24 protein-coding genes, 1 other RNA gene and 1 pseudogene are annotated in these 21,765 nt (G+C 46.1%); 16 read left to right on the top strand and 10 right to left on the bottom strand.

The features are described from left to right. The first annotated feature begins 11 nt into the window (after positions 1-11). On the top strand, positions 12-1,298 hold the full coding sequence (gene amtB, locus ABIE29_RS06205) for an ammonium transporter AmtB (RefSeq protein ID WP_429617284.1): 1,287 nt from the start codon (positions 12-14) through the stop codon (positions 1,296-1,298). A gap of 53 nt (positions 1,299-1,351) precedes the next feature. On the opposite strand, the gene tesB is transcribed toward amtB, so the two are convergent. Beyond that, a complete protein-coding gene (gene tesB / locus ABIE29_RS06200) occupies positions 1,352-2,215 on the bottom strand; it encodes an acyl-CoA thioesterase II (protein ID WP_429617283.1) in 864 nt (287 codons plus the stop codon). Positions 2,216-2,449: 234 nt separating this feature from the next. Here tesB and ABIE29_RS06195 point away from each other — a divergent pair, with 234 nt between their 5' ends. Beyond that, entirely contained in the window at positions 2,450-2,938 is a 489-nt protein-coding gene (locus tag ABIE29_RS06195) for a YbaY family lipoprotein (protein WP_429617282.1), read from the top strand. A gap of 54 nt (positions 2,939-2,992) precedes the next feature. On the opposite strand, the gene ABIE29_RS06190 is transcribed toward ABIE29_RS06195, so the two are convergent. Beyond that, complete coding sequence (locus ABIE29_RS06190) at positions 2,993-3,307, bottom strand: MGMT family protein (protein WP_429617281.1); 315 nt, start codon at positions 3,305-3,307, stop codon at positions 2,993-2,995. Positions 3,308-3,520: 213 nt separating this feature from the next. Between ABIE29_RS06190 and ffs the strand changes: the two genes are divergently transcribed. The 4 genes from ffs to ABIE29_RS06170 all read left to right on the top strand — a co-directional run bounded on the left by ffs (position 3,521) and on the right by ABIE29_RS06170 (position 7,474). After that, positions 3,521-3,617: signal recognition particle sRNA small type (ffs, locus tag ABIE29_RS06185), an RNA gene on the top strand. A 110-nt stretch (positions 3,618-3,727) separates the two neighbouring features. After that, entirely contained in the window at positions 3,728-4,798 is a 1,071-nt protein-coding gene (locus ABIE29_RS06180; protein WP_429617280.1) for a tyrosine-type recombinase/integrase, read from the top strand. A gap of 662 nt (positions 4,799-5,460) precedes the next feature. Continuing rightward, complete coding sequence (locus tag ABIE29_RS06175; protein ID WP_429617279.1) at positions 5,461-5,835, top strand: hypothetical protein; 375 nt, start codon at positions 5,461-5,463, stop codon at positions 5,833-5,835. Positions 5,836-5,866: 31 nt separating this feature from the next. Further along, positions 5,867-7,474, top strand: coding sequence for a type III restriction endonuclease subunit R (locus tag ABIE29_RS06170; RefSeq protein ID WP_429617278.1), 1,608 nt, complete (start codon positions 5,867-5,869; stop codon positions 7,472-7,474). Between the two features lie 454 nt (positions 7,475-7,928). Here the strand turns inward: ABIE29_RS06170 and ABIE29_RS06165 are convergent, their stop codons facing one another. Beyond that, positions 7,929-8,543, bottom strand: coding sequence for an XRE family transcriptional regulator (locus tag ABIE29_RS06165; RefSeq protein WP_429617277.1), 615 nt, complete (start codon positions 8,541-8,543; stop codon positions 7,929-7,931). Between the two features lie 102 nt (positions 8,544-8,645). Between ABIE29_RS06165 and ABIE29_RS06160 the strand changes: the two genes are divergently transcribed. From ABIE29_RS06160 to ABIE29_RS06145, 4 genes are all read left to right on the top strand, one after another. Next, positions 8,646-8,894 carry a transcriptional regulator gene (locus tag ABIE29_RS06160; protein ID WP_400189625.1) on the top strand — a complete coding sequence of 83 codons (249 nt, stop codon included), beginning with the start codon at positions 8,646-8,648 and terminating at the stop codon, positions 8,892-8,894. A 244-nt stretch (positions 8,895-9,138) separates the two neighbouring features. Continuing rightward, the gene (locus tag ABIE29_RS06155; protein WP_400189626.1) at positions 9,139-9,723 is read left to right on the top strand and encodes a hypothetical protein; all 585 of its coding nucleotides are present in this window, start codon (positions 9,139-9,141) and stop codon (positions 9,721-9,723) included. A 48-nt stretch (positions 9,724-9,771) separates the two neighbouring features. Beyond that, positions 9,772-10,122, top strand: a complete 351-nt coding sequence (locus tag ABIE29_RS06150; RefSeq protein WP_429617551.1) for a hypothetical protein — start codon at positions 9,772-9,774, stop codon at positions 10,120-10,122. A gap of 268 nt (positions 10,123-10,390) precedes the next feature. Next, positions 10,391-11,062 carry an EAL domain-containing protein gene (locus ABIE29_RS06145; RefSeq protein WP_429617276.1) on the top strand — a complete coding sequence of 224 codons (672 nt, stop codon included), beginning with the start codon at positions 10,391-10,393 and terminating at the stop codon, positions 11,060-11,062. Positions 11,063-11,157: 95 nt separating this feature from the next. On the opposite strand, the gene ABIE29_RS06140 is transcribed toward ABIE29_RS06145, so the two are convergent. Next, on the bottom strand, positions 11,158-12,978 hold the full coding sequence (locus tag ABIE29_RS06140) for an ATP-dependent nuclease (protein ID WP_429617275.1): 1,821 nt from the start codon (positions 12,976-12,978) through the stop codon (positions 11,158-11,160). 360 nt (positions 12,979-13,338) lie between these two features. Between ABIE29_RS06140 and ABIE29_RS06135 the strand changes: the two genes are divergently transcribed. Both ABIE29_RS06135 and ABIE29_RS06130 read left to right on the top strand, forming a co-directional pair. Then, positions 13,339-13,908 (top strand): recombinase family protein, encoded by a 570-nt coding sequence (locus tag ABIE29_RS06135; protein WP_039995762.1) that lies wholly within the window; start codon positions 13,339-13,341, stop codon positions 13,906-13,908. A gap of 177 nt (positions 13,909-14,085) precedes the next feature. Then, positions 14,086-14,313 (top strand): DUF2188 domain-containing protein, encoded by a 228-nt coding sequence (locus ABIE29_RS06130; protein ID WP_429617274.1) that lies wholly within the window; start codon positions 14,086-14,088, stop codon positions 14,311-14,313. Positions 14,314-14,611: 298 nt separating this feature from the next. Here the strand turns inward: ABIE29_RS06130 and ABIE29_RS06125 are convergent, their stop codons facing one another. Beyond that, positions 14,612-16,399: an adenine deaminase gene (locus tag ABIE29_RS06125; protein WP_429617273.1), complete on the bottom strand. Its 1,788-nt coding sequence runs from the start codon at positions 16,397-16,399 to the stop codon at positions 14,612-14,614. Positions 16,400-16,534: 135 nt separating this feature from the next. Here ABIE29_RS06125 and ABIE29_RS06120 point away from each other — a divergent pair, with 135 nt between their 5' ends. Further along, positions 16,535-17,467, top strand: a complete 933-nt coding sequence (locus ABIE29_RS06120; protein WP_429617272.1) for a LysR family transcriptional regulator — start codon at positions 16,535-16,537, stop codon at positions 17,465-17,467. Between the two features lie 75 nt (positions 17,468-17,542). Here ABIE29_RS06120 and ABIE29_RS06115 read toward each other — a convergent pair whose 3' ends face one another. From ABIE29_RS06115 to ABIE29_RS06100, 4 genes are all read right to left on the bottom strand, one after another. Next, positions 17,543-17,746, bottom strand: coding sequence for an HHA domain-containing protein (locus tag ABIE29_RS06115; protein WP_021180142.1), 204 nt, complete (start codon positions 17,744-17,746; stop codon positions 17,543-17,545). A gap of 50 nt (positions 17,747-17,796) precedes the next feature. Beyond that, entirely contained in the window at positions 17,797-18,165 is a 369-nt protein-coding gene (gene tomB / locus ABIE29_RS06110; protein WP_261288428.1) for an Hha toxicity modulator TomB, read from the bottom strand. A 157-nt stretch (positions 18,166-18,322) separates the two neighbouring features. Further along, positions 18,323-18,676, bottom strand: a complete 354-nt coding sequence (locus ABIE29_RS06105; RefSeq protein WP_429617549.1) for a hypothetical protein — start codon at positions 18,674-18,676, stop codon at positions 18,323-18,325. A 24-nt stretch (positions 18,677-18,700) separates the two neighbouring features. Further along, entirely contained in the window at positions 18,701-18,943 is a 243-nt protein-coding gene (locus ABIE29_RS06100) for a hypothetical protein (RefSeq protein ID WP_429617271.1), read from the bottom strand. Between the two features lie 171 nt (positions 18,944-19,114). Between ABIE29_RS06100 and ABIE29_RS06095 the strand changes: the two are divergent. The 3 genes and pseudogenes from ABIE29_RS06095 to ABIE29_RS06085 all read left to right on the top strand — a co-directional run. Then, positions 19,115-19,750 (top strand): annotated as a pseudogene (locus tag ABIE29_RS06095) (metal ABC transporter ATP-binding protein); the annotation flags it as partial. Further along, positions 19,750-20,607: a metal ABC transporter permease gene (locus tag ABIE29_RS06090; protein ID WP_429617270.1), complete on the top strand. Its 858-nt coding sequence runs from the start codon at positions 19,750-19,752 to the stop codon at positions 20,605-20,607. The pseudogene ABIE29_RS06095 and the gene ABIE29_RS06090, both read left to right, overlap by 1 nt. Before the next feature lie 25 nt (positions 20,608-20,632). Continuing rightward, positions 20,633-21,511: a metal ABC transporter substrate-binding protein gene (locus tag ABIE29_RS06085; protein ID WP_429617269.1), complete on the top strand. Its 879-nt coding sequence runs from the start codon at positions 20,633-20,635 to the stop codon at positions 21,509-21,511. Positions 21,512-21,619: 108 nt separating this feature from the next. On the opposite strand, the gene ykgO is transcribed toward ABIE29_RS06085, so the two are convergent. Continuing rightward, positions 21,620-21,760 (bottom strand): type B 50S ribosomal protein L36, encoded by a 141-nt coding sequence (gene ykgO / locus ABIE29_RS06080; protein ID WP_021805462.1) that lies wholly within the window; start codon positions 21,758-21,760, stop codon positions 21,620-21,622. Positions 21,761-21,765: the final 5 nt, after the last annotated feature.

The raw sequence follows: 21,765 nt of genomic DNA, 5'->3' as shown, positions 1-21,765 counted from the left end.
ATGGATTGATAATGAAAAGACTGTTATCCACGTTGGGCCTGAGTTTGGTAACCCTGGTCCCTTCTTTGGCACTGGCCGCTCCGGCGGTGGCAGACAAGGCGGACAACGCCTTTATGATGATTTGCACCGCGCTGGTGCTGTTTATGACTCTACCGGGCGTGGCGCTGTTCTACGGCGGCCTGCTGCGCTCGAAGAACGTCCTCTCAATGTTGACTCAGGTGACCGTCACCTTTGCCCTGGTGTGCGTGCTGTGGGTCATTTATGGCTACAGCCTGGCGTTCAGCGAAGGTAACGCCTTCTTCGGCGGCTTCCAGACGGTGATGCTCAAAGGGATCGGCGTAGACAGCCTGACCGGCACCTTTAGCCAGATGATCCACGTGGCATTCCAGTGTTCCTTTGCCTGTATTACCGTGGCGTTGGTGGTCGGCGGCTTTGCCGAGCGTATCCGCTTCTCTGCGGTGGTCATTTTTGCCGCCATCTGGTTCACGATTTCCTACCTGCCGATTGCGCATATGGTTTGGGGCGGTGGCTTCCTGGCAACCGACGGTGCATTGGACTTTGCGGGCGGTACCGTGGTGCATATCAATGCCGCCAGTGCTGGTCTGGTAGGGGCTTATCTGTTGGGTAAACGTGCCGGCTATGGCAAAGAGGCCTTCAAGCCACACAACCTGCCGATGGTGTTTACCGGAGCCTCGATCCTGTATATCGGCTGGTTTGGCTTCAACGCCGGTTCGGCCAGTGCGGCCAACGGTATTGCGGCGCTGGCGTTCCTCAACACGGTGATAGCTACCGCCGGAGCAATCCTCTCCTGGACCTTTGCCGAGTGGGTCGTGCGTGGTAAACCTTCTCTGCTGGGAGCCTGCTCGGGCTGTATCGCTGGTCTGGTTGCGATTACGCCAGCGGCGGGTACCGTGGGTGTTGGTGGTGCGCTGATTATCGGCCTGGTAGGCGGTATCGCTGGCCTGTGGGGTGTGGTTACGCTGAAGAAATGGCTGAAAGTGGACGACACCTGCGATGTGTTTGGTGTGCACGGGGTGTGCGGCATCGTCGGCTGTCTGTTGACCGGCGTCTTTACCGCCTCATCACTGGGCGGTACGGGCTACGCCGCTGGCGTCACCATGGGGCATCAGGTGTGGATCCAGTTGCTGAGCGTCGTTGTGACGCTGGTGTGGTCAAGCGTGGCCGCGTTTATCGCCTTTAAAGTGGCTGGGGCTGTGGTAGGGCTACGCGTACCAGAAGAGCAGGAACGTGAAGGACTGGATGTGAACAGCCATGGCGAGAATGCTTACAACCAGTAAAATACGTTGAATTAAACACAGAGGGGGCGATGGAGACATCGCCCCTTTTTCAATTAAGCATCACGTTTGCGGATCACGCCTTCTTGCACGGTCGTTGCCACCAGCACACCCTCTCGGGTATAGAACTGGCCGCGCACAAAACCACGGGCACCGGAGGCGGAGGTGCTTTCTACCGCATACAGCAGCCAGTCGTCCATACGGAACGGGCGGTGGAACCACATGGAATGGTCAATGGTGGCAACCTGCATGCCCGGCTCGAGGAAACCGACGCCATGCGGCTGTAGCGCCGTCAACAGGAAGTGGAAGTCAGAGGCGTAGCCAAGTAGATACTGATGGATCCGCAGGTCGTCCGGCATGGTGCCGTTGGCTCGGAACCAGACGTGGCGATAAGGCTCTTCTACGCTGCCTTTCAGCGGGTTGTGGAATTTCACCGGGCGCATTTCGATCGGCTTCGGGCCAATAAACTTTTCGCGCACTTTTTCCGGCAGCATATGCGACAGCTTTTGTGCAATTTCTGACTCCGACATCAATCCTTCCGGCGGTGGGACATCCGGCATGGTGTTTTGGTGTTCAAAACCTTGCTCGGGGCTTTGGAAAGAGGCCGTCATGTAGAAAATAGGTTTGCCATTTTGAATGGCGCTAACGCGGCGCGCGCTGAAGCTATTGCCATCGCGCAGGGTTTCTACGTCATAAACAATCGGTTTACTGCTATCCCCAGGGCGCAGGAAATAGCTGTGGAAGGAGTGAACGATACGCTCCGCAGGAACGGTTTGCTTGGCGGCATACAGCGCCTGGCCAACGACCTGACCGCCAAAGACCTGGCGTAACCCCAGATCTTCGCTTTGGCCACGAAATAAACCTTCTTCAATTTTTTCCAAATCCAGCAGTTCGAGGAGGTTGTGCAGTGCCTGGCTCATAAAGTGGCGATCCTTTTAGTTATCATATTGCGCAGTGTGCTGAATATGATGGCAGGACGTCAATATTTTGCGTTATTTCTGCCGGGGAGGCTACCGTAGCCAGGGGATACGTCATGATGCCTTAGGGCTATTTAGGCCTAGTCCGATAGGCGATTGTTAGTATTTTGTGCTAGGTTTAACGAGTGTAGTGGTTTAAGCCACCAACATGTGACTAATAATAAAGGAGACCGACCCATGAAACTCTGGCAAATGGTAGGGGGAGCAGCCGCATTGACGATCACACTGGCAGGCTGTGCCCATAAGAATGCAGATGTGCCAACGCAGACGGCTAACGCTGCGGCCTCGCAAACGCAGATCCAAGGCCCGGCGGTGAAAGGCTCAGTTAATATTCGCCAGCGTATCGCGTTGCCACCGGATGCGGTACTGACCGTGACCTTGTCCGATGCATCACTTGCTGATGCCCCTTCGCGCGTGATTTCACAACATGCGATGCGTACCGAAGGGCTGCAGAGCCCGTTCCGCTTTACGCTGCCGTACAATCCAGCGGACATTCAGCCTAATGCGCGTATCATCCTGAGCGCGGCGATTACGGTGAATGGCCAGTTGATGTTTATCACCGACACCATTCAAGAAGTGATCAACCGCAACGGAAACCAGGCCGACCTCCTGTTGGTGCCGGTACAAAACGTTCCGCTTCAGGCTGCGCCGACGCAGGCTCCGTAAATAAACATACCTGCATCTGACAGCCCTTGCGCCCTCTGGCCTTGGGCTGTTTTCTTACCAGTGCCAGCCATACAGTTGAAAGTCAACCGTGCTTTGCGGGCCAAAAATAATCCCTTCAGCCAGTAACGCCTGCCGTTGGCGTTGAAAATCTTCGCCCTGCTGAGAGATCTGCCCGTGGCGGTTAATGACCCGGTGCCAGGGCAGGGTACTGCCCTCCGGTAAACGCCGTAGTACGCCGCCAACCTGACGAGCTGCACGGGGTGAGCCTGCCAGCCGCGCAACTTCGCCGTAGGTGGTGACCTTGCCTGGAGGAATGGCGGCTACGATATGAAATACGCGTTGGCTGAAGGTTGCGTCTTCTGGTTGCATGGCTGTTTATCCTGTGTGATGTGTGGAAACGGCATACAGCAAAACGGGCGCAGTATGCGGCACCCCTACCCACTGGGTCATCAATATTAACCAGTGTGCCACAGGCGAGATGGGTAAGAAAACAGCGGTTGCTCCCGGTTGGCTTGCTATTTGCCTGGCCATCACCGATAATGCCCACCGCTTCGCAATCCAAGAAGCCGTCAATGGGGGCCCTGTTGGTTCTCCCGCAACACTAACTGGTGAACTCGGTCAGATCCGGAAGGAAGCAGCCGTAGCGAGTGACGTGTGTGCCGGGATGTAGCTGGCAGGGCCTCCACCAATTTGTATTAAAGTACTTAATTATTAATCAGTTAAGTACTGAAATCCCGCCTCCATAGCCTTAGTGGTACAAAAACTGTGTATCACCAGTAAGGCTTCACGATGTCTCTTATGCTCTCCCGTCATGGGATCTGGTACTACCGGAAAGTAAACGTTTTGCCCAGTGGTAAACGCCGCGAATTTCGTCGCTCGTTAGGTACTCGTTCAAAGATTGAAGCGACAAAGCGTTCCTTACGTTTCGCTGATCGCCCCTGGCTGATTACTGAAACTGTCAGTCCTACAATCGGTATGAGCCAAACCCCTCAATCAGAATTGTCATTCGAAGAGCTAAAATTACAGGCTGTACAGTATGTTGAGTTTAAAAGCCTTGAAGTTTGCGAGAGGGAAGCCGCTTCTATCAAACGCTGTATTGGCAAGTACTTTAACTTTACTGATCAAGTTCTTAAGCGTAGCAGGGCTGCTGAATTCATTAGCGGGCTAGATGTCGCCATTCCTACGAAGAACAAATATGTTAAGAAAATCAGCGGATTTTTCCGATGGCTGAAACATCGTACTGACTATGATTTTCAAAACCCTTTTGAAGGATTGCTCCAGAAGGATCGTGAGCCATTATCCCAAAAGCGAGAGGCATATACAGATTTTCAGATTCAACACCTTGAGAATGGGATCACTACTTTGCCTGAATGGAAGAGGTGGATTGTTTTACTTGGTCGTTTTACAGGGATGAGGGCAAACGAAATTTGCCAACTATATCATAACGATATATTCAAAAATGATGGGAGGTGGTGCATCAGGATAGATGATCGTTATGAAGGACAAGTGGTTAAAACAGAGAACAGTAAACGTACCATACCAATTCATAACAAATTGATAGATATTGGTTTTTTGCACTATGTACAAAAGCAAAAAGGCAGATTATTTCCCCAGCTAACTCTCTATAAGGGATCATATAGCCACTACTTCACCCGTTGGTTTAGCGGTTATCGTAAAAGATTAGGCGTTCCTGAGTTTCATTCACTGAGACATTACGTTGCTACCAAGTTTAAAAATGCTGGTGTAGTGGAGCATTACGCTGCTGCATTCTTAGGACATGCAGATAACTCAATCACATACAGGAGATATGGCAAATCAGTGGCTGTGTCGCGATTATATGATCTATTGGAGCATATTTGATCTCGTTCTAAGCAGCCTCTTTACTAAGAGCCTGCTTATTGACGGGAGAGCATAAGAGACATCGTGAAGCCTTACTGGTGATACACAGTTTTTGTACCACTAAGGCTATGGAGGCGGGATTTCAGTACTTAACTGATTAATAATTAAGTACTTTAATACAAATTGGTGGAGGCCCTGCCAAGTGCCGTTAGTACTAAATTGTGTTGGTTAATCAATTGGTTATCATGTTAGTACTACAACAGTACTGTACCACTCTCGATAGTACCGTCCAGCACAAAATCTTGCAAGTTAACGTGTTTGTACTGATTTATAGATGTTTTTATCTATAATAGTTCAGTATTCCATTGGATCGTACCGTTGCATAAATTTCTGTACCACTTGAAAAGTACAAGAGTACATTTGAAATAATTAATGAATGTATCTGTAAAAAAGTACAAGGATACTTGCGACTTAATAGAAGAATGTATCAGTTAAAAAGTACAAAGATAGTGCCTAAATGATATATGATTTTTTGATTTGAATAGTAATGAGATTGTCAAGAAAAAGTTGCAACTATTCCTTGATTGGGGCAATTTTGCCCGTTAACATATAACAAATCGAACATAAACAGCAGCCGTAGGAGGTTAACCATGAGATGACTTTTAATTTAGAGGAGTAACGAAATGTCAAAGAAAAATAGTAAGATACCTTCCGCAATTGTTAATGAAATCAAGCATCTATTCAATGAGTTAGCTGCTTTTGGCGTTACAGTTCAACGTAAGCAAAGTAGTACAAAAGCCTACATACAGGTTCTGGATGAATATAAGGGGAATGAGAGGATTCACACCATTTACCTAAAGGATAATAAAATACGTTATCGTGGCCTAAATGTAGAAAGCGGAAATATAACAGAAGTCGATATAGAGGATAACGAAGTAAAATTTGCGATGTATTCGACATTAATTATGAAACTTCCTGTAGCTTTTGAGGCGGTGAACCAACTTCTTTCACTTGTTGATAAGCATGGTCTTGTAGTTGTCGCAACTCCTAAATACTAATAACTAAAACAACGAAAGGTCAGACACTGGAATGGCTGACCTTTCTAAATTAATCAATATGGAGCGTGTGCAAGTGATTAATCCTACGCCTATTTATAACAAGTTTAAGTACGTATCTGCTGAATGTGGTTCAGGTAAAACATATCAATTATGTGAGAATATCAATAAAGTACTTAACACAAAATTCAGTACTGAAAAGTATATTATCGTACAAAACACGCAGAAACTCGCTACAGATACATCTAAAAATTTTGATAGCTGCAAATTGCTGATTAGCGATTTAACGCCCAAGGGTAAAAATGTCATTAATACAGTACTGGATTTTCTCAATGCACCAGTTGAGCGAGTACTTATTATTAGTGATAAGACATTTTTTAGAATACCGGTAGAAATGTTAGAAGGTTGGCAGATTTGGTTTGATGATGTGACTAATTTCCACTCATTCAAAAATGTTAATGACGATAATCAGAGAATCAAAGATATTATATATCATGATCTTATGCAAGAGCATGAGATTGTTGATGAGGAAAAGGAACAATACTTAACAGCCAAAAAGAAAGCAGTAAAAGGTGATTTAATGAACAAAATCGCCCAAGAACTTTCTGTTATAGCTGAGAATGATATTTTTATCATGAACAACGATTACTTTGTCGATCCTGAGAAAGTGCAATTGAGTATTCTTGGATGGAAAGATCTCAGTAAGTATCTCGGATTACCCGTTACTTTCATGGGGGCGAACTTCGAAAATTCATTGATTTATAAGGCAAATCAAGGGATGTTTGAAGAAATCAGTCTGGATAATCTGCAACAACGAAGAGTACCGTTAGCTGAACGGCTGAAAGTATACTATTTCTCAGAAAACATAAAATTATCAAAGACGTGGAAGGATAGGAATCCCAGCCAACTCCAGCGTGTTTATGATTACCTCTCTGAAGTACTCGAAGGTCAGGAATACTACTGGACGAACAACAATACCGACAAACAGAAGCTACGCAAGGATTACAGAATAAGCCCTGATGCGAGGGGGCATAACGACTACAAAGATCGGCATACGTGCGTCTGGCTCGCCTGTATGAGACCTGATGATACAGAAGCGAAATTGTGCGAGTTGTTATTAAACATTACGGGGGAAGACATCCATCAGGCGAGAGAGTACGAAAACCTTCACCAGTTCGCTTTAAGGGGGATATCACGTCAGTTCAACAATGATGCAACACAGATTGTCTATGTGTTCGATAAGTGGCAGGCTGAGTCATTGAGTACAAATATTGAACATATTCCTGAAGTACTGGAAAATGTAGCTCCGGGTGTACCAGGAAGGCCAAAAGGAGCCACAAACGTTAACAGGCTACCTGCATTGAGTAATACAAAATCGAAGCGTTTCAACCGCTGGAAAACTGGCAATCCGGGGCTTGAATTGACTTCATTCCATGCATTCCTGAAAAGTGATGTTAATGCCGATCTCAGTACTGAAGATAAAGCGGCCATGTTGAGCCGATTCGAAAAGGCAGTACGAAAAAAAGACGCAAATGCAGTCCGAAACACCGACATGAAAAGCAACGGTGTGTCCAAAAATAATCCCTTATATATAGAATTAAGAGAAAAAACGGACATCATTCAAAGAGCGAAAGCGAATTAACTGCCTGAAGTCAGGGGCGGCGAAGCAAGCGAACTGATTCGGGCAGTTAGTGAGAGTGCTCACGCAGTGAGTACTTGATAGGTATCTCATTGTTATAATTATATAAACGATTAAACAGTACCCGCAAGCGAGTACTGTTCGCTGGATTCGGTTCTACTGCTGCATTCCCTCCGGTCACTGGCAGATCGAACCCAATCGCGTTTTTTATTCTTTTTGGAAGTACATAACCAATTGTTTTTTAAGTGTTTACATGTAATAAATCGCTTTAAGTACTACACAAGTCATTCCTGTTACTGAAAAACCACTATCAGTACTCTCCAGAGCGAAGCGAACCCGATCCGATCAATTCCCCTCCATGATGGTGTTTCCGACAAGACGCACAGGAAGCCCCTGAAGGGGAAGTCAGGCATCGAACCAGTCAGAAAACGCCTCAGAAATGCACGAGAGCGTTAAATTACAGATGATTCAGTACAGCCAGCACTTCCCCCAGCACGTCAAAGGAAGATAGTGAATCTTCCTTGATGATCATTGCACTGTATTTGCTGTTATCAGTGCTTAACTTGTACCCTTCAGGGGCTATCTGAACCCGCTTGTACAAGTAGTTACCGTCTTTATGCAGTGCTACTACTTTCCCTTCTTTTAGTTGCTTCTGGTGTTGGTCTACAAGCAAGATACTCCCAACAGTGAATGTTGGCTCCATTACGTCGGTAACGACTCGCAGGGCTGCGATATATGCAGCCTTTTCCTGCAAATCGGGGAAAGTACTTGAGTCCAGTAAAAGGAAACCTTTGCTATCAATAAAAGGTATTTTTAGCAGTTTTTCGGTTCGGTTTGTGCTTAGTGATTTTGTAAACTCTTTCCCTGTTGCCAGCCATTCAACTGACACGCCCCCAGCTTTAGCCAGTAGCACAAGATTCTCAAGTGTAGGGCTTGATACAGCTTGTAGATAGTTGTGGACAGTACTGTAACCAATGCCTGCTCTTTTGGCGAAATCTCGCCCTGTACCAGAAGGTACTATCGATTTTAGCCTTTCGCTGAACTGTTCAACGCTTTCTTTTTTGCCAGCCATGCACAACCCACCACATTAAAAGGAACTTTGTTCCTCATTTCTATTTGACGAATTCCTTTTAATGATCAATCATGTTCTTAATGTTAGTAATGAGTGGTCATTATGAGTATTCACAACAAGTTAGAATCTCAGATAAAGGAGCAAAATGCCAGTGCTGAGAACTGGCATAGAGCGGATATCTTGGCAGCTATCAAGAAACGAGGGGGGACACTGGCACAACTTTCAAGGGATAGCGGGTTACACGAAAGAACGTTGTACAACACATTGGATCGGCATTGGCCGAAAGGTGAAAAGATCATTTCTGATTTTATCGGTGTACCCGTGAGCACAATCTGGCCTGAACGTTATTAAAATTTGACGATAAAAGAGGATATATAGTGGCGAACTATTTTACGATTACATGCCCACATTGCGGCAGTACTACAACCGTTCAGACCGGAGTATCTAAAAATGGTACTGGTGTTGGTCAATGCCGGAATTGTTCAAAGAACATAAAAGTAACCGTTGACGGTAAAGGTAACGTGATAAAAGTTAGTTGATGAATATTCAATTACGTGTATTCATTCAGAAATGATATGACTTAAAAGGGATTTACATGATTGGTTTAGTTATCATTGTTATCTGTATTTTTATTTCAGTACTTTTCTATAAGAAGATTGCAAATAGTTGCCGTAACAAAGGTCGAGGTAACGTTAGGACTTTTTTGACTGCACTGATATCAAGTAGTTTGCTATTCATGCTCACAATGAGCATCGGCGTAGCCAGCTTTTTCCCTTCTAATGAAGGGAGCAAAATTTCCGAGAACACTGTTCAGGTAAAAAACACTACCCATAACCGTTCTAACGAAAAAAATAAGAACGTTTATACTTGCAATAAATTCGATGCAATTACTCAGACCAGACAAGGCACTAAACATAATTCAGGATACTATTCCGATGCAGCTACTCACATCACATATATCATTACGGATGATGAATTAATCACAACTCTGTTTGTTCCTGATATGACAGATAGTACTGATACAGCAAAGTTCAATAAGATTGCAGAAGACGGGTCGCGGAAATATGGTAATTCGTCTAGTAATTTCTTTGTTTCTGTGTTGAATGACAGTACTATAAAAGTAATTATGATAGATTTTAATGCCAATATGACATTAACACAGATTTGTTCTAAAGGGTAGTTTGTTTATATTTGTTATTTTGTTTCAGGGTATAGATAAATGAGAACAATGTTATACGCAATACTTTTAACTGTACTGTCATTAACTACAATAGCGGCTACTATTCCTGATGGGAAAACAGAAAAGCCCTTTGTTGTTGGTAATGAAGTTATTTGCTTGAAAGAAATTCAGAAGCAAATCACCCCTTATCTTAAGTCATTTGAAGAAGAAAGCGGGGTTAAGTACAAATACAATGTTAAATCCGGTCTATCGTACAAGGACACTATAGGGCTACGGTTACAGATAAACCGTGTAGATTCGGGCCTGAATGTACGTGTCGCCGATCTGGATTACTACTGGCTACAGGAACGGGGGAGTATGTGCCAGCCAGCGTACATGGTACTTGATCGTTCTCAATGAGTGTTTGTACTGGCATAAGGTCGCGAAAGCGGCCTTTTTTTGGTTGTTGCCTGGAATGCGTTCACTTGCAAGGTGTGTCGATCGGGCTAATGTTACTGCACTTCAACGTTTCAAAGAATCAAACCCCAGAGTAGCTACTACCGAATTAGAAAGTTCAAGGGATTGCCTACACAAATTAAAAGTAGAGTGTTTTTTATACGCATTAGTTTGTAGCTGGCCTGACTGGTATAATCAAACATCAGTACATTAAAAGTCAGGATAGCCAGAGATGATTACTCAATACTTTGCACAACCTGTAATGAGCACAGATCAGAAGTTGTTAGGGGTAGAAGTATTGACTAAATTTCAGGAAAACGGTTTTAACGTGTTTAATCCAGCACCAGCGGAGATAATGCAAGGCTGGTCTATCCACGAAAAAAGAGTTTATCTAATTGATTTAATAAATTTTATTAGCAATGAAGAACAGTTTTTCCTTGAGAATAAACTGTTTTGCTCTCTCAATATCGATCAGAGCACCGTATTGATTTTGAGGCATGACGCATACATTCGAGTACTTCTACAATCAATGCCATATGTTAAGTTACAGATCTCAGAGGATTTTCTAAAGAGTGAACAGGGGCTAAAGAATCCAGTACTGAAATCACTTTCACATAGTAACAATGCTCTTTTCCTCAATTATCTAGGCGTTGACAATGTAAGAACGGGTGTTAGTACCATGTTTGAAGTAGTTAAGATTGATGAAACCTTGTTCAGTACTCAATTCTACAAAAGCAGCTTTCCAGTACTACTAAAGGATATAATGAAGTATTGCCCGAGGATTATCGTATCAGGGGTTTTTGATAGTGAATTATTGCAGTACTTGAAGGAATGGGGCGTTTGGGGTGTGCAAGGTGAGTTGTATGAGTCAGTACCATTGCAAAATATACGTTATCTACTCTAGGCTCAAAGAAGTGTTATTTTTTTGTGCGATACAAGAATTCATTCTATAGTATCGCACAGTTTTTACTATGAGATTTAATTTTTTTATGGATATAATTATTCATAAATGAATTTAATTATATCTCTTAATTGTTTCTCACATTCGGGTTTTAGATTTACAGTTCCATCTAGGTATCCTCTTATCCGTTTCCATGCATTGAAAGGTTTTCCTCCATCGGTAGGTGAATGTTCACCGGAATGCCTATCCCAAAGGACATGTTCAAATGTATCATCTACTCTGAATACATTATCAATCCCAACAATTTTTTCTATTTTATCATTTGCTTTATATTCGCTGATTGCTGATAATTCAGCCAGTTGTTCTGGCGTCCTATCTTTTTTATCTAAGTCATGAACAACTTTAAATGGAATATTTAGTTTCTTTAGTATTTTAGCAATTGCCGGTATAGTCCATTTTCCACCAGCAGATACTATAGTTGTATCTTTTACTAATGTATTACTAACGTTTAGCTTTTGACATAATTCATTTGAAAATCTAAGCACAGCTACTTCTGTATCACCCTCAACAATAACAGCTCTCTTAGCAAAGAATGCTTCACATACTGTGGGATGAAAGTCTAGTGCTGCTCTTAACATGTCTCTTTCATTATACTCGTCATCTTCATGGAATATGTCAGAAGGAACTTCATGAACAGTGCGTAAACCATGATCTGCATCTTTTATTAACTTTAATGATGAAGGGTTTTCAGCTATATCAATTAAGAATGGGGAGTGAGTGCTGGCAATAACTTGCCATTCAATCTTTGATGACTTTTCTCTGAGACTATTTTTCAATATTCGCATTAGATGAGGATGTATATAAAGTTCAGGCTCCTCATACAGTATTACTGTTGAACGACGGCTTTCAGTAACCGAAAAAATAGCATTAGATTCAAGTAATGAATAGGCAAGTGCTCTCTGTACACCACTGCCTTGATATTCTAACTGTGTTTCTAATTTGTCTTCAATAACAAGTGTTGCTGCCTTCATAAACACTTGGTCAAGTTCAATCTCGCCAACGGAAAGTTTAACTTTAGAAGAGAAGTCCATTACCTGATTTAGGGAGTCTGAAATTGAATTCATTAACTCATTTAATCCAGGTATTAGATCACCATCAATTTCGCCTTTCATTTTTTTTTGTAGATGCGAAGCTGATTTTTTATATTCATGAAATGCAGTATCTGACTGAAGTGTTGGGAATATTCTATTGGAGAATAAAAAGCCAAATGGAGTACCTTTCTGTGACTTTAATTCGTCTTCAATTTTAAAACATGCAGGAATGTATAAAACATGAGGTAGTGCTTGCTGTAGACTGTTTTTGAAATTTATATTATCACTTGACCACCCAATAGAAGAAGTTATTTTTTCTGGATGTCTATCTCTAATTATTCCAATTACATCATTTAATGCAGATTTATATGCTCCTGCATTGGTTATATTTAATTCATCTAAAATTGGCTTAATATACTCTGACTTTTTTGCTTCACCTATCTTATCAGTAAACCCTTCGATTTCCTCCACTCGATAGTATGCTTCATAAATTGGTGTATCAATAGTTTCAGTTTCTTCATTCCAACGTGTTCTAACTCTGATCTTTAGTTTACCATCTAATATGATATTTGAGATTGCTGGTTTGCTTGCTTCCCATTCTTGAATATCAGAAAATGTGCCCGAGATTATCATTTCCTCTGTACTGGCCTTTCTAAAGGGCCAGTCTTCTGAAGTTGGGTTACTTGTATCAAGAAGTATACTTATAGCTTTAAGTATTGTAGATTTTCCAATATTATTTGATCCTATTAAAGTAGTAAAATCTTCAAGTTTAACTGTAGCTTCCCCTATGCCTCTGAAATTTTTTATTTCTATCTCACGTAGTTTCATTGCTATATCCTTTGCAAAGTATGTTTACTTAACATACATAATAATGGTTTTTTTTCAAGATGTTTAAATTGGTTTGAAAATAAATTGTTATATGACTAATTATTTCTTTATAAAAATATTTCCAATGCAATCAATTGATAATGACACATAGTAACAAACGGCTATTGCTTTCTTAATCATGATGTTTTGACATGCATGAATGGGATTATATTTCTGTGATTGTAATCTCATAAGCGTACTCCCCAACGATACTCTACTTTATCGTCTCGTTTAGTCTCATTTATAGGTTGAAAGGTTCTAAATGATACTGTATCGTTAGATTAACTTAAATGATACAAAATAAAGTTTGAGGGTAGGAAAATGATTTTTGGTTATGCGAGAGTGTCTACGAAGGATCAAAATCTGGAACGTCAGTTAGCAGTACTGGAACCTATCTGCGATAAAATCATTACAGAGAAGGAATCAGGGAAGTCTACCAGTGACAGACCTGAACTGTTGAACCTGCTTTCACACCTCCGCGACGGTGATACTTTGATTACTCATTCAATCGACCGTCTTGCTCGTAATACCCGTGATTTACTTGAAATGATTGATGGTCTTGTAGAGCGGGGGATCATTGTTCGCTTTCTTGCAAACTCTATGAGTTTCGATAACTCCCCACAATCCCGTCTGATTTTAACCATGATGGGAGCTGTAGCTGAATTTGAAAGGGGAATGATTGCATCACGACGAAATGAAGGGATTGCCCTTGCTAAAGAGGCCAAAAGATACAAGGGCAAGCAGAAGAACAAAGAGCTTCATAACAAAATCATTGAAATGCTTCAGGTAGGTAAGAACACACCGGACGAGATCGCTAAGTTGTGCGACTGCGGAAGGGCGACGGTGTTCCGTGTCAAAAAGGAAATGCTTGCCAGTACTACCCGTACTTAGGACTGATATAGCAGAAGGGGTAAAGGAAAGGGTTTGTGTAAGGGGGAACGGTTCAAATCCTTTCGATATCCATCCTTGTTTTTGTGATAAAAGTCAAAGTGAAACACAATATGTAGTATTGAGTGATTGCTAAAATAACTATATGCTGATATTTCCATTGAAATAGAGGGTTTGATAATGGGTAAAGATCAGCATGTTGTTCCTCATGATGATGGTTGGGCAGTTAAGGGAGCTGGAAACAGTAAAGCGACTTCTGTGCATCCAACAAAGCAAGCTGCGGTGGATGCTGCAAGAGGGATTGCTACAAACCAAAAGAGTGAGCTTGTCATCCATAACAAGGATGGCAAGATTGCGAAAAAAGATTCGCATGGTAACGATCCTTGTCCGCCAAAAGACAAGAAGTAACCGGATAGGGGCTTGTCGCCCCTTTTTTGTGTGCACTTGGTGAGCACTAACGACACTACAAATCCCCAGAAGTTGACGTTATGTACCTAATCTTACAAACACGTTAACTTGCAAGATTTTGTGCTGGACGGTACTATCGAGAGTGGTACAGTACTGTTGTAGTACTAACATGATAACCAATTGATTAACCAACACAATTTAGTACTAACGGCACTTGGCAGGGTCCCCACCAATTTCTAGCTCCCCCTCCCCAAAAAAAAAGCACCGACAAGCCGCCGATGCCTTACCTATATGATGCTTATGCCGGGGTTTCCCAGCAGGCAATCAGCGGATCGACGATCTGGCGTGTTGTGCCGTCGGTCAGGCCCAAATCCGTCAGGTGCGGCCCGGCATTGCATGCCAGGCAGGTGCCCTCAATCGCCTTGAACACCCGGTAGGGGGGTTCCCAGTCTGCAACCTTGGCACTCAGATCGCGCAGGTTTTTAAACTGCTCTGCCAGTTGCGGGGCGGGGAGATCGGAAAGCATACCAGCAATCGGCATCGCCACCTGCGCCAATATTTCACCGTTCTGGCTGAGAGCCATGCCGCCGCCGGTGGCGATCAGCGCGTTGGCGGCTAGCGCCATATCATGAGGATCGCGGCCCAGCACTACCAGGTTATGCGAATCATGAGAGTAGCTGGTGGCAATTGCACCCCGTAATTCACCCCAACCTTCCAGCAACGCCAACTGAGGCTTGGCCGGGTGCCGGGCGTGGCGATGCTGTACCCAGATCAGACTGAACCCCGGCGGGAGCTGTACCTTGCCGTCGCGCACTTCTACCGTGGTTTCATTCCATTGGGTGAAACGTGCACCTTTGATATGGCGCAACGTGGCCTGGCCGTGGCGAATGGCGGCAACCCGCATGATGAAATCATCAGCGGCCAATGGCGGTAGGTGGAGCGTATCACGCGGTGCGGATACGCCTGGCGTGGCTTGCACTGGGGCCAGCATTTTGCCCTGCTCTGCCAGACATTGGCCAGCAACGTAAACCCGCCGGGCCTGGAGGTGTTCCAGGGAGTCAAAGACGACCAGATCGGCGAGCCTTCCTGCGGCAATCAGGCCCAGATCGTTACGTTGCAAGCGAATGGCGGCATTGAGCGTAGCCATCCGTAGCGCATCGGTGGCCGGTAATCCGTGTTCAATCAGCAGATTGAGCAGGGCGATAACGCCGCCTTTCTCCAGCAGTATATCGGGCGGCACATCATCAGTGCAGAGGGTGATTTGGGAGGAGAAGTGTGGCAGGGATTTTAATGCCGCAACAATTTCAGGCAGCAGATAAGGATGAGAACCTCGGATCTCCAGCGTCAGCCCGGAGCGTAATTTCTCCAGGGCATCGGCGGCGGAGGTCAGCTCATGATCGGAAGTCACACCCGCAGCCAGATAGGCTTGCAGCTGCGGGCCGCTCAAACCACGCGCGTGGCCTTCAATCAATTTGCCGCTGTTAAGCCCGGCGTTGAGGATCTCCTGCATCCGTTCGCTGCCGTGCAGCACGCCGTGCATATCCATCACTTCCGCCACGCCCCCCACTTCGGGCCACGCTAACATGGTATCCATCTCGCTGCCGCCAAAGTCGGCACCAGACATTTCCAGCCCCGGCGTCGAAGGCACGCTGGAGGGCGCCGCGCAGATCACCCGTAAAGGCAGGTTACGGCTGGCATCCACCGCATAGCGCACTCCAGCAACGCCAAGCACGTTCGCCAATTCATGCGGATCCCAAAAGATGGTGGTGGTGCCCTGTGCGACGACGATTTCGGCATAGCGTTCTGGTGGCAGGTGGGAACTCTCAACGTGCACATGGGTATCGATCAGACCAGGGCTGAGGTAAGCTCCTGCCAGGTCTTGTGTCCGATGTGCCGTTGGCAAGGAGCCACAAGGATGAACGCTGGCGATCAGCGGGCCGACAATGCCAATATCAACCAGACGGATTTCCCCGGTGACCATATCGATCAGGTTGGTATTGGTCAGCAAGAGATCAAACGGCGTATTACCCAGCGCAGCCTGTACGGCACGTTGGCGTTCACCGTTACTGACAGAAAAGGTGGTCATGATAATCCCCGGAATAAGAGTAAGGGAGTTACTGTAGGCGGGGGCGTAAGTTTTGCACAGATGATTTAATTTATTGCGCGATAAGAAACGTTTATGCTGTGGTAAACGTTTACTTTTTTCCTGGCAGGTTAGGCTATGTCTGAGCCATGGCGACGGTTACCCGCGCTTTCCCTCAAGCAAATTCAGTACTTTGTGACCCTGGCGCAGCTACGACATTTCACCGATACCGCCAGCCGTCTGGCGATCAGTCAGCCCGCGCTAAGCAGTGCGCTGCGGCAAATCGAAACCGTGCTTGGCGGGAAGTTAGTCAATCGAACGGCCTCTGCGGTGACCCTGACTGAATTAGGCACGGCGATCCTGCCGCATGCGCAACGGCTGCTGAATGTGGCTCACGCTACCTTTGATGATATGCAGCGCGTCATGTTGGCCGGAGGGGATGGCACGTTACGTATCGGTCTGGTGCCTTCGGTGAGTAACCTGCTGTTTCCTGCGGTACCGCGATTGCTGGCGCAACATTTCCCGCGTTTACGCGTAGAATTCCACGATCAAACCAATGATTCCCTGCTGCTACAGTTGGAAAATGGGCAGATAGATTTCGGCATCGGGGCTTTGGACAGTTCGGTATCCGATCGGCTTGAGATTTATCCGTTGCAGGAAGATCCGTTTGTAGCGGTGATGCGCCGGGATGATCCCTTGGCAGAACCACATCATCTACCTTGGCGGCAATTGGCTGACAGGGATATTGCGGTATTCTCGAAAGGGAATAGCAGCAGATTGGTGTCGGCACTGGCGGAAAGCCATCGTCTGAACTTAACCGCGCGTTATCAGGTCGATTTTCTGGAAACGCTGTATGGTTTGGTGCGGTCACAATTAGCGGTGGCTATTTTGCCGCAGCTTTATACCACGCATTTAAACGATGAAGAATTAACCGTTATTCAATTACAACAGCCATTACTTAGCCGCACTGTGGCACTTATGCGCAGCGCAAAACAAAATCACTCGCCTTTAATTGAAAATTGCTTCCAGTTGTTGCTGCACGATTTCCAGCTCAGAGGCAAGTTAACTTGAGTTTTTAAGATAATGCTTAATCCAAGACACCATTGAAGCCGATAATATTATCGGCTCAACGCAAGGCTACTTTGATTATCTTACAAATTTCCAAACGGCGACCGGGATTTTATCGTACAGCTTGTTCATGGTCAGTTCGGCCAGGCGATGATCGGCGGCAGAGTAGAACAGCTCTAGCTCATCATCAGAGAGTTCGTACTTATTTTTCTCAATCACGCGCTCAAGGGTTTCAATCGTGGTGCATTTACGCAAACGCATCAGATAGTCAATTTTTGTCATGATAACCTTTAGTCTTATTAATCATAAAATAATTTGAGGATAATTATCCCCTAAGTTTTCATCGTGGTACAGATGCCCTCTCCTGAGAACAATCTGAATGTGCGTGCTTTGGTTTTTTGCCAGCGACGCAAATCGGAGTCATTAATACCGTAGCTGCTAAACAGCGTGTAGGTATCGTCGAGGTACTCTTCGACCAGTTCCGATAAATCACCTTCGTCCATGTATTTAATTTTAAAACTCATGACAAACGAAGCAATATGTTCGATCAGCTCATTAAGCTGCAGATTGACGGCAGACGTTGGATCGTTTACCCAACCGTGGTGGCTGTCACCCAAGGTGGCGATGCCTTCGTCGTACAAATTTTCACACAAGAATTTGAGTTGAGCAATATCGTGCCTTTTAGGCGAATACTCATCCATATCATCCCCCGTCAGTCTTAATTTCGGTGTTGATAACACTCTGTGAGTACACTGATTTAACATCGTATGCAGTGAAGCTTAGTTCAAGCTTAATAAACTTTCTGCATAATAAATATAAATCATTTTTTGCCATCTAGCTTGTCACTATTACCGAAACTTACAATTCGTCAGCGGTTGATGGACGTGAGTTGTCGATAACCTCAAACACCAAACCCTTTTCCGTCACGGCAAAAGTGACAGAATCATTTATGTATTCGTCACCACTGATATCCAGACATGCGTTAAAAACAGACCACTGATAGCGGTAACTCATTGAATACTCGTTATTACTGATGCAGTTAATCTCAATAATTTCTAATGAGCTTTCCACATAGCGTGCATTCTCGGAGTAAAAGCTTAGTCCACTGGTGAGCGCCGGTGCCAAGTCTGATAATTGATTACCGATCACTTTCTTTAATTGCTTCACAGAAAGTGTGCCTACTTCGGAACAACGGCTTAGCGTCACTAGCATTTGGATATCTGGTTGTATCACATTCTATGCCTCTATCTTACTCCTTTTCCAGCCTTGATGGGCAAACTTTTCACTGAATAACGCTTTTTTACCCAGCTTTGAGATTTTTGCCGTTCGATCGTTCTGCTGCTCACCCAGCAGTATCGGCTCGATAGCCTGGGAAGGTGACGTCCCGTTGCATTGTTCGCAGTTGATCGGCTTGAGATTTTGTAGTTTATGTGATGTTATATCATTACATTTAACCATAATCTTTTCGGCGATAACCATGCTGTCTTTCCTTCCCGTTACCCTGTTTACCTCAGCCGCGGTTTTGCGCTGCGGTGCTGTTACGCTGTTGCTGATCCTGCTATGGCTAGCCATTGCGTGGGCGGTTGCGCTGCCATGATGACGCTGCAAAATGCCATCGTGGGCTATGACCACACCCCTCTGTTTCCACCGTTATGCGGTCGTTTTGCCGCCGGTTCATTAACGGCGGTGATAGGCGTTAACGGTGCCGGTAAATCTACGTTGTTGAAGTCGTTGGCCGGGTTGCAACCGCTGCTGGGCGGCAAGCTAAATTTTGCCGGCGGGAAGGCACCGGCGATGGCCTATTTGCCACAACTGGCGGAGCTGGATCGGCAATTTCCTATTCTGGTTCAGGATCTGGTCGCCATGGGTTGCTGGCCGCAAAGCGGCCTGTTTGGCGGTGTGAATAAACGTTCCATGCAGCAAATTGCCGGTGCGTTAGATACCGTAGGCATGAGTTCAATGGCGTGTGAGGCGGTGGGGGAGCTATCCGGTGGGCAGTTGCAACGCATATTATTTGCCCGTTTACTGGTTCAGCAAGCGCCACTGATTTTACTGGATGAACCCTTTACCGGCATCGATACGGCAACCACTCAACTGTTACTGCGAGTCGTTGCGCAGTTACATCGGCAGGGAAGAACGGTGATTGCCGTATTGCACGATATGTCTACCGTAGCTAACCACTTTCCCGAAGCGCTATTGCTCACTCCCAAACGCTGCCATTGGGATAACGCCGAGCGGGTGTTAGCGCATTATTCGACGGCGGCTAATCAGAGGGGGCGCGCGTAATGGCGCTATTCCATCTGCTGCTCGATCCTTTTGTCTCTTTCGGGTTTATGCGCCGGGCATTGGTAGCCTGTCTGGCAATCTCTCTGAGTGCCACACCACTAGGGGTGTTTTTATTGCTGCGCCGGATGAGCCTGGTGGGCGATGCGCTTTCTCACGCGGTATTACCCGGTGCAGCTATCGGCTATCTGATTTCTGGCATGTCGCTGGTAGCGATGGGCGTAGGGGGATTTATTGCCGGGTTGGCCGTAGCCATGCTGTCCGGTTTGGTGAGCCGCAAAACCCCGTTAAAAGAGGATGCCAGCTTTGCGGGTTTTTATCTGGGGTCGCTGGCGTTGGGTGTCACACTGGTCTCTTTACGCGGGTCGAGTGTTGATCTGCTGCACGTACTGTTTGGTTCGATCCTGGCGGTCGATGCGCAGGCGATTGTTATGGTCGGTATTATCGCCAGTATTTCGCTGATGATGCTGGCAGTGCTGTATCGCGCTCTGGTGATTGAATCTTTTGACAGCATTTTTTTACGCGTCAGTGCACCAGGCTGGCTGGCGTGGATCCACGGGCTTTTTCTCGCCTTGGTGGTGATCAACCTGGTGGCCGGTTTTCAAATCCTTGGCACCCTGATGTCGGTGGGGCTGATGATGCTACCGGCGACCTGCGCTCGGTTCTGGGCGCGAGATTTGCCGCAGACATTGGCCGTGGCGATGGGGATTGGGCTGTTCGCCAGCCTGGTTGGTCTGGAGTGGTCCTATTACGCTTCATTGCCCGCAGGCCCGGCGATTGTCCTCAGTGCCAGCATGATGTTTTTAATCTCGGTTTTATTTGGGACGCGTGGCGGGATGTTGCGCCGTACGCGTCATTGAGAAGTGCTATCTGCAAGGAGAAAACATGAAATCTTTACCCATGACGCTGGTGGCAGCTGCTCTGCTCGCCAGCCCGTTAGCGCAGGCGAAAACCGTTGAGGCCGTAGCCAGCTTCTCTATTCTTGGCGATATCGTCAAACAGGTGGGAGGTGAACATGTGAAGGTCAGCACGCTGGTTGGCCCGGATGGCGATCCGCACGGCTTTGAGCCATCGCCGCAAGACAGCAAGCAACTGGCGCAGGCCGATGTGGTGTTTGTCAGCGGGTTGGGGCTTGAAGGTTGGATCGATCGATTGGTGAAGGCTTCCGGTTATCAGGGGGAGGTGATCACCGCATCCCAAGGGATCGAGTCGCGCAGCGTGGAAGAAGAGGGCAAACGGGTCACCGATCCACACGCCTGGAACAGCATGAACAATGGCGTGCAGTATGCGACCAACGTAATGAATGCGCTGATTGCTGCAGATCCTGAAGATGCCGCCTATTTCCGCCAACGTGGCGGTGAGTATATTCAACAGCTTCAGCAGCTCGATGGTTGGGCCAAAGCACAGTTCGCGGCGGTGCCACGGCAAAAACGCAAGGTGCTGACCAGCCATGATGCTTTCGGTTATTTTGGTCAAGAGTACGGCGTCACCTTCCTTGCCCCGGTCGGTTTTTCTACCGAGGCTGAAGCCAGCGCCAGCGATGTCGCCGGGTTGATCAAGCAGATCAGGCAGGAAAAGGTCCATGCCTACTTTCTTGAGAACCAAACGGATCCGCGCTTGGTGCAGCAGATCGCGGCAGCTACGGGAGCGAAAGCGGCAGGCGAATTGTATCCTGAAGCGCTATCCAAACCGCAAGGCCCGGCGGCCAGCTATGTTCAGGCATTCCAACACAATGTCGAGGCCATTGTTGGCAGCATGAAGTAGATTTTATCCCCACCGTGTGCGGTGGGTTTTTCTCTTTGCAGTGGCAGTTGGTAATAAAAAAGCCCCGTTGAGCAGCAACGGGGCTTTGGCTACCAATGACACTTTGGCTTAACGTTTCTTCTTACGTCCCTGTACCGCTTTATAACGCGGGTTGGACTTACAAATCACAAAGACGCGGCCATGACGGCGTACAACTTTGCAATCCGGATGGCGACCTTTCGCCGAACGCAGTGAACTCAATACTTGCATCATCA

Source organism: Serratia sp. 2723, assembly GCF_050434425.1.
In the GTDB taxonomy this organism is placed as follows: Bacteria; Pseudomonadota; Gammaproteobacteria; order Enterobacterales; family Enterobacteriaceae; genus Chania.
This window is presented reverse-complemented; position numbering and strand designations above follow the sequence as displayed.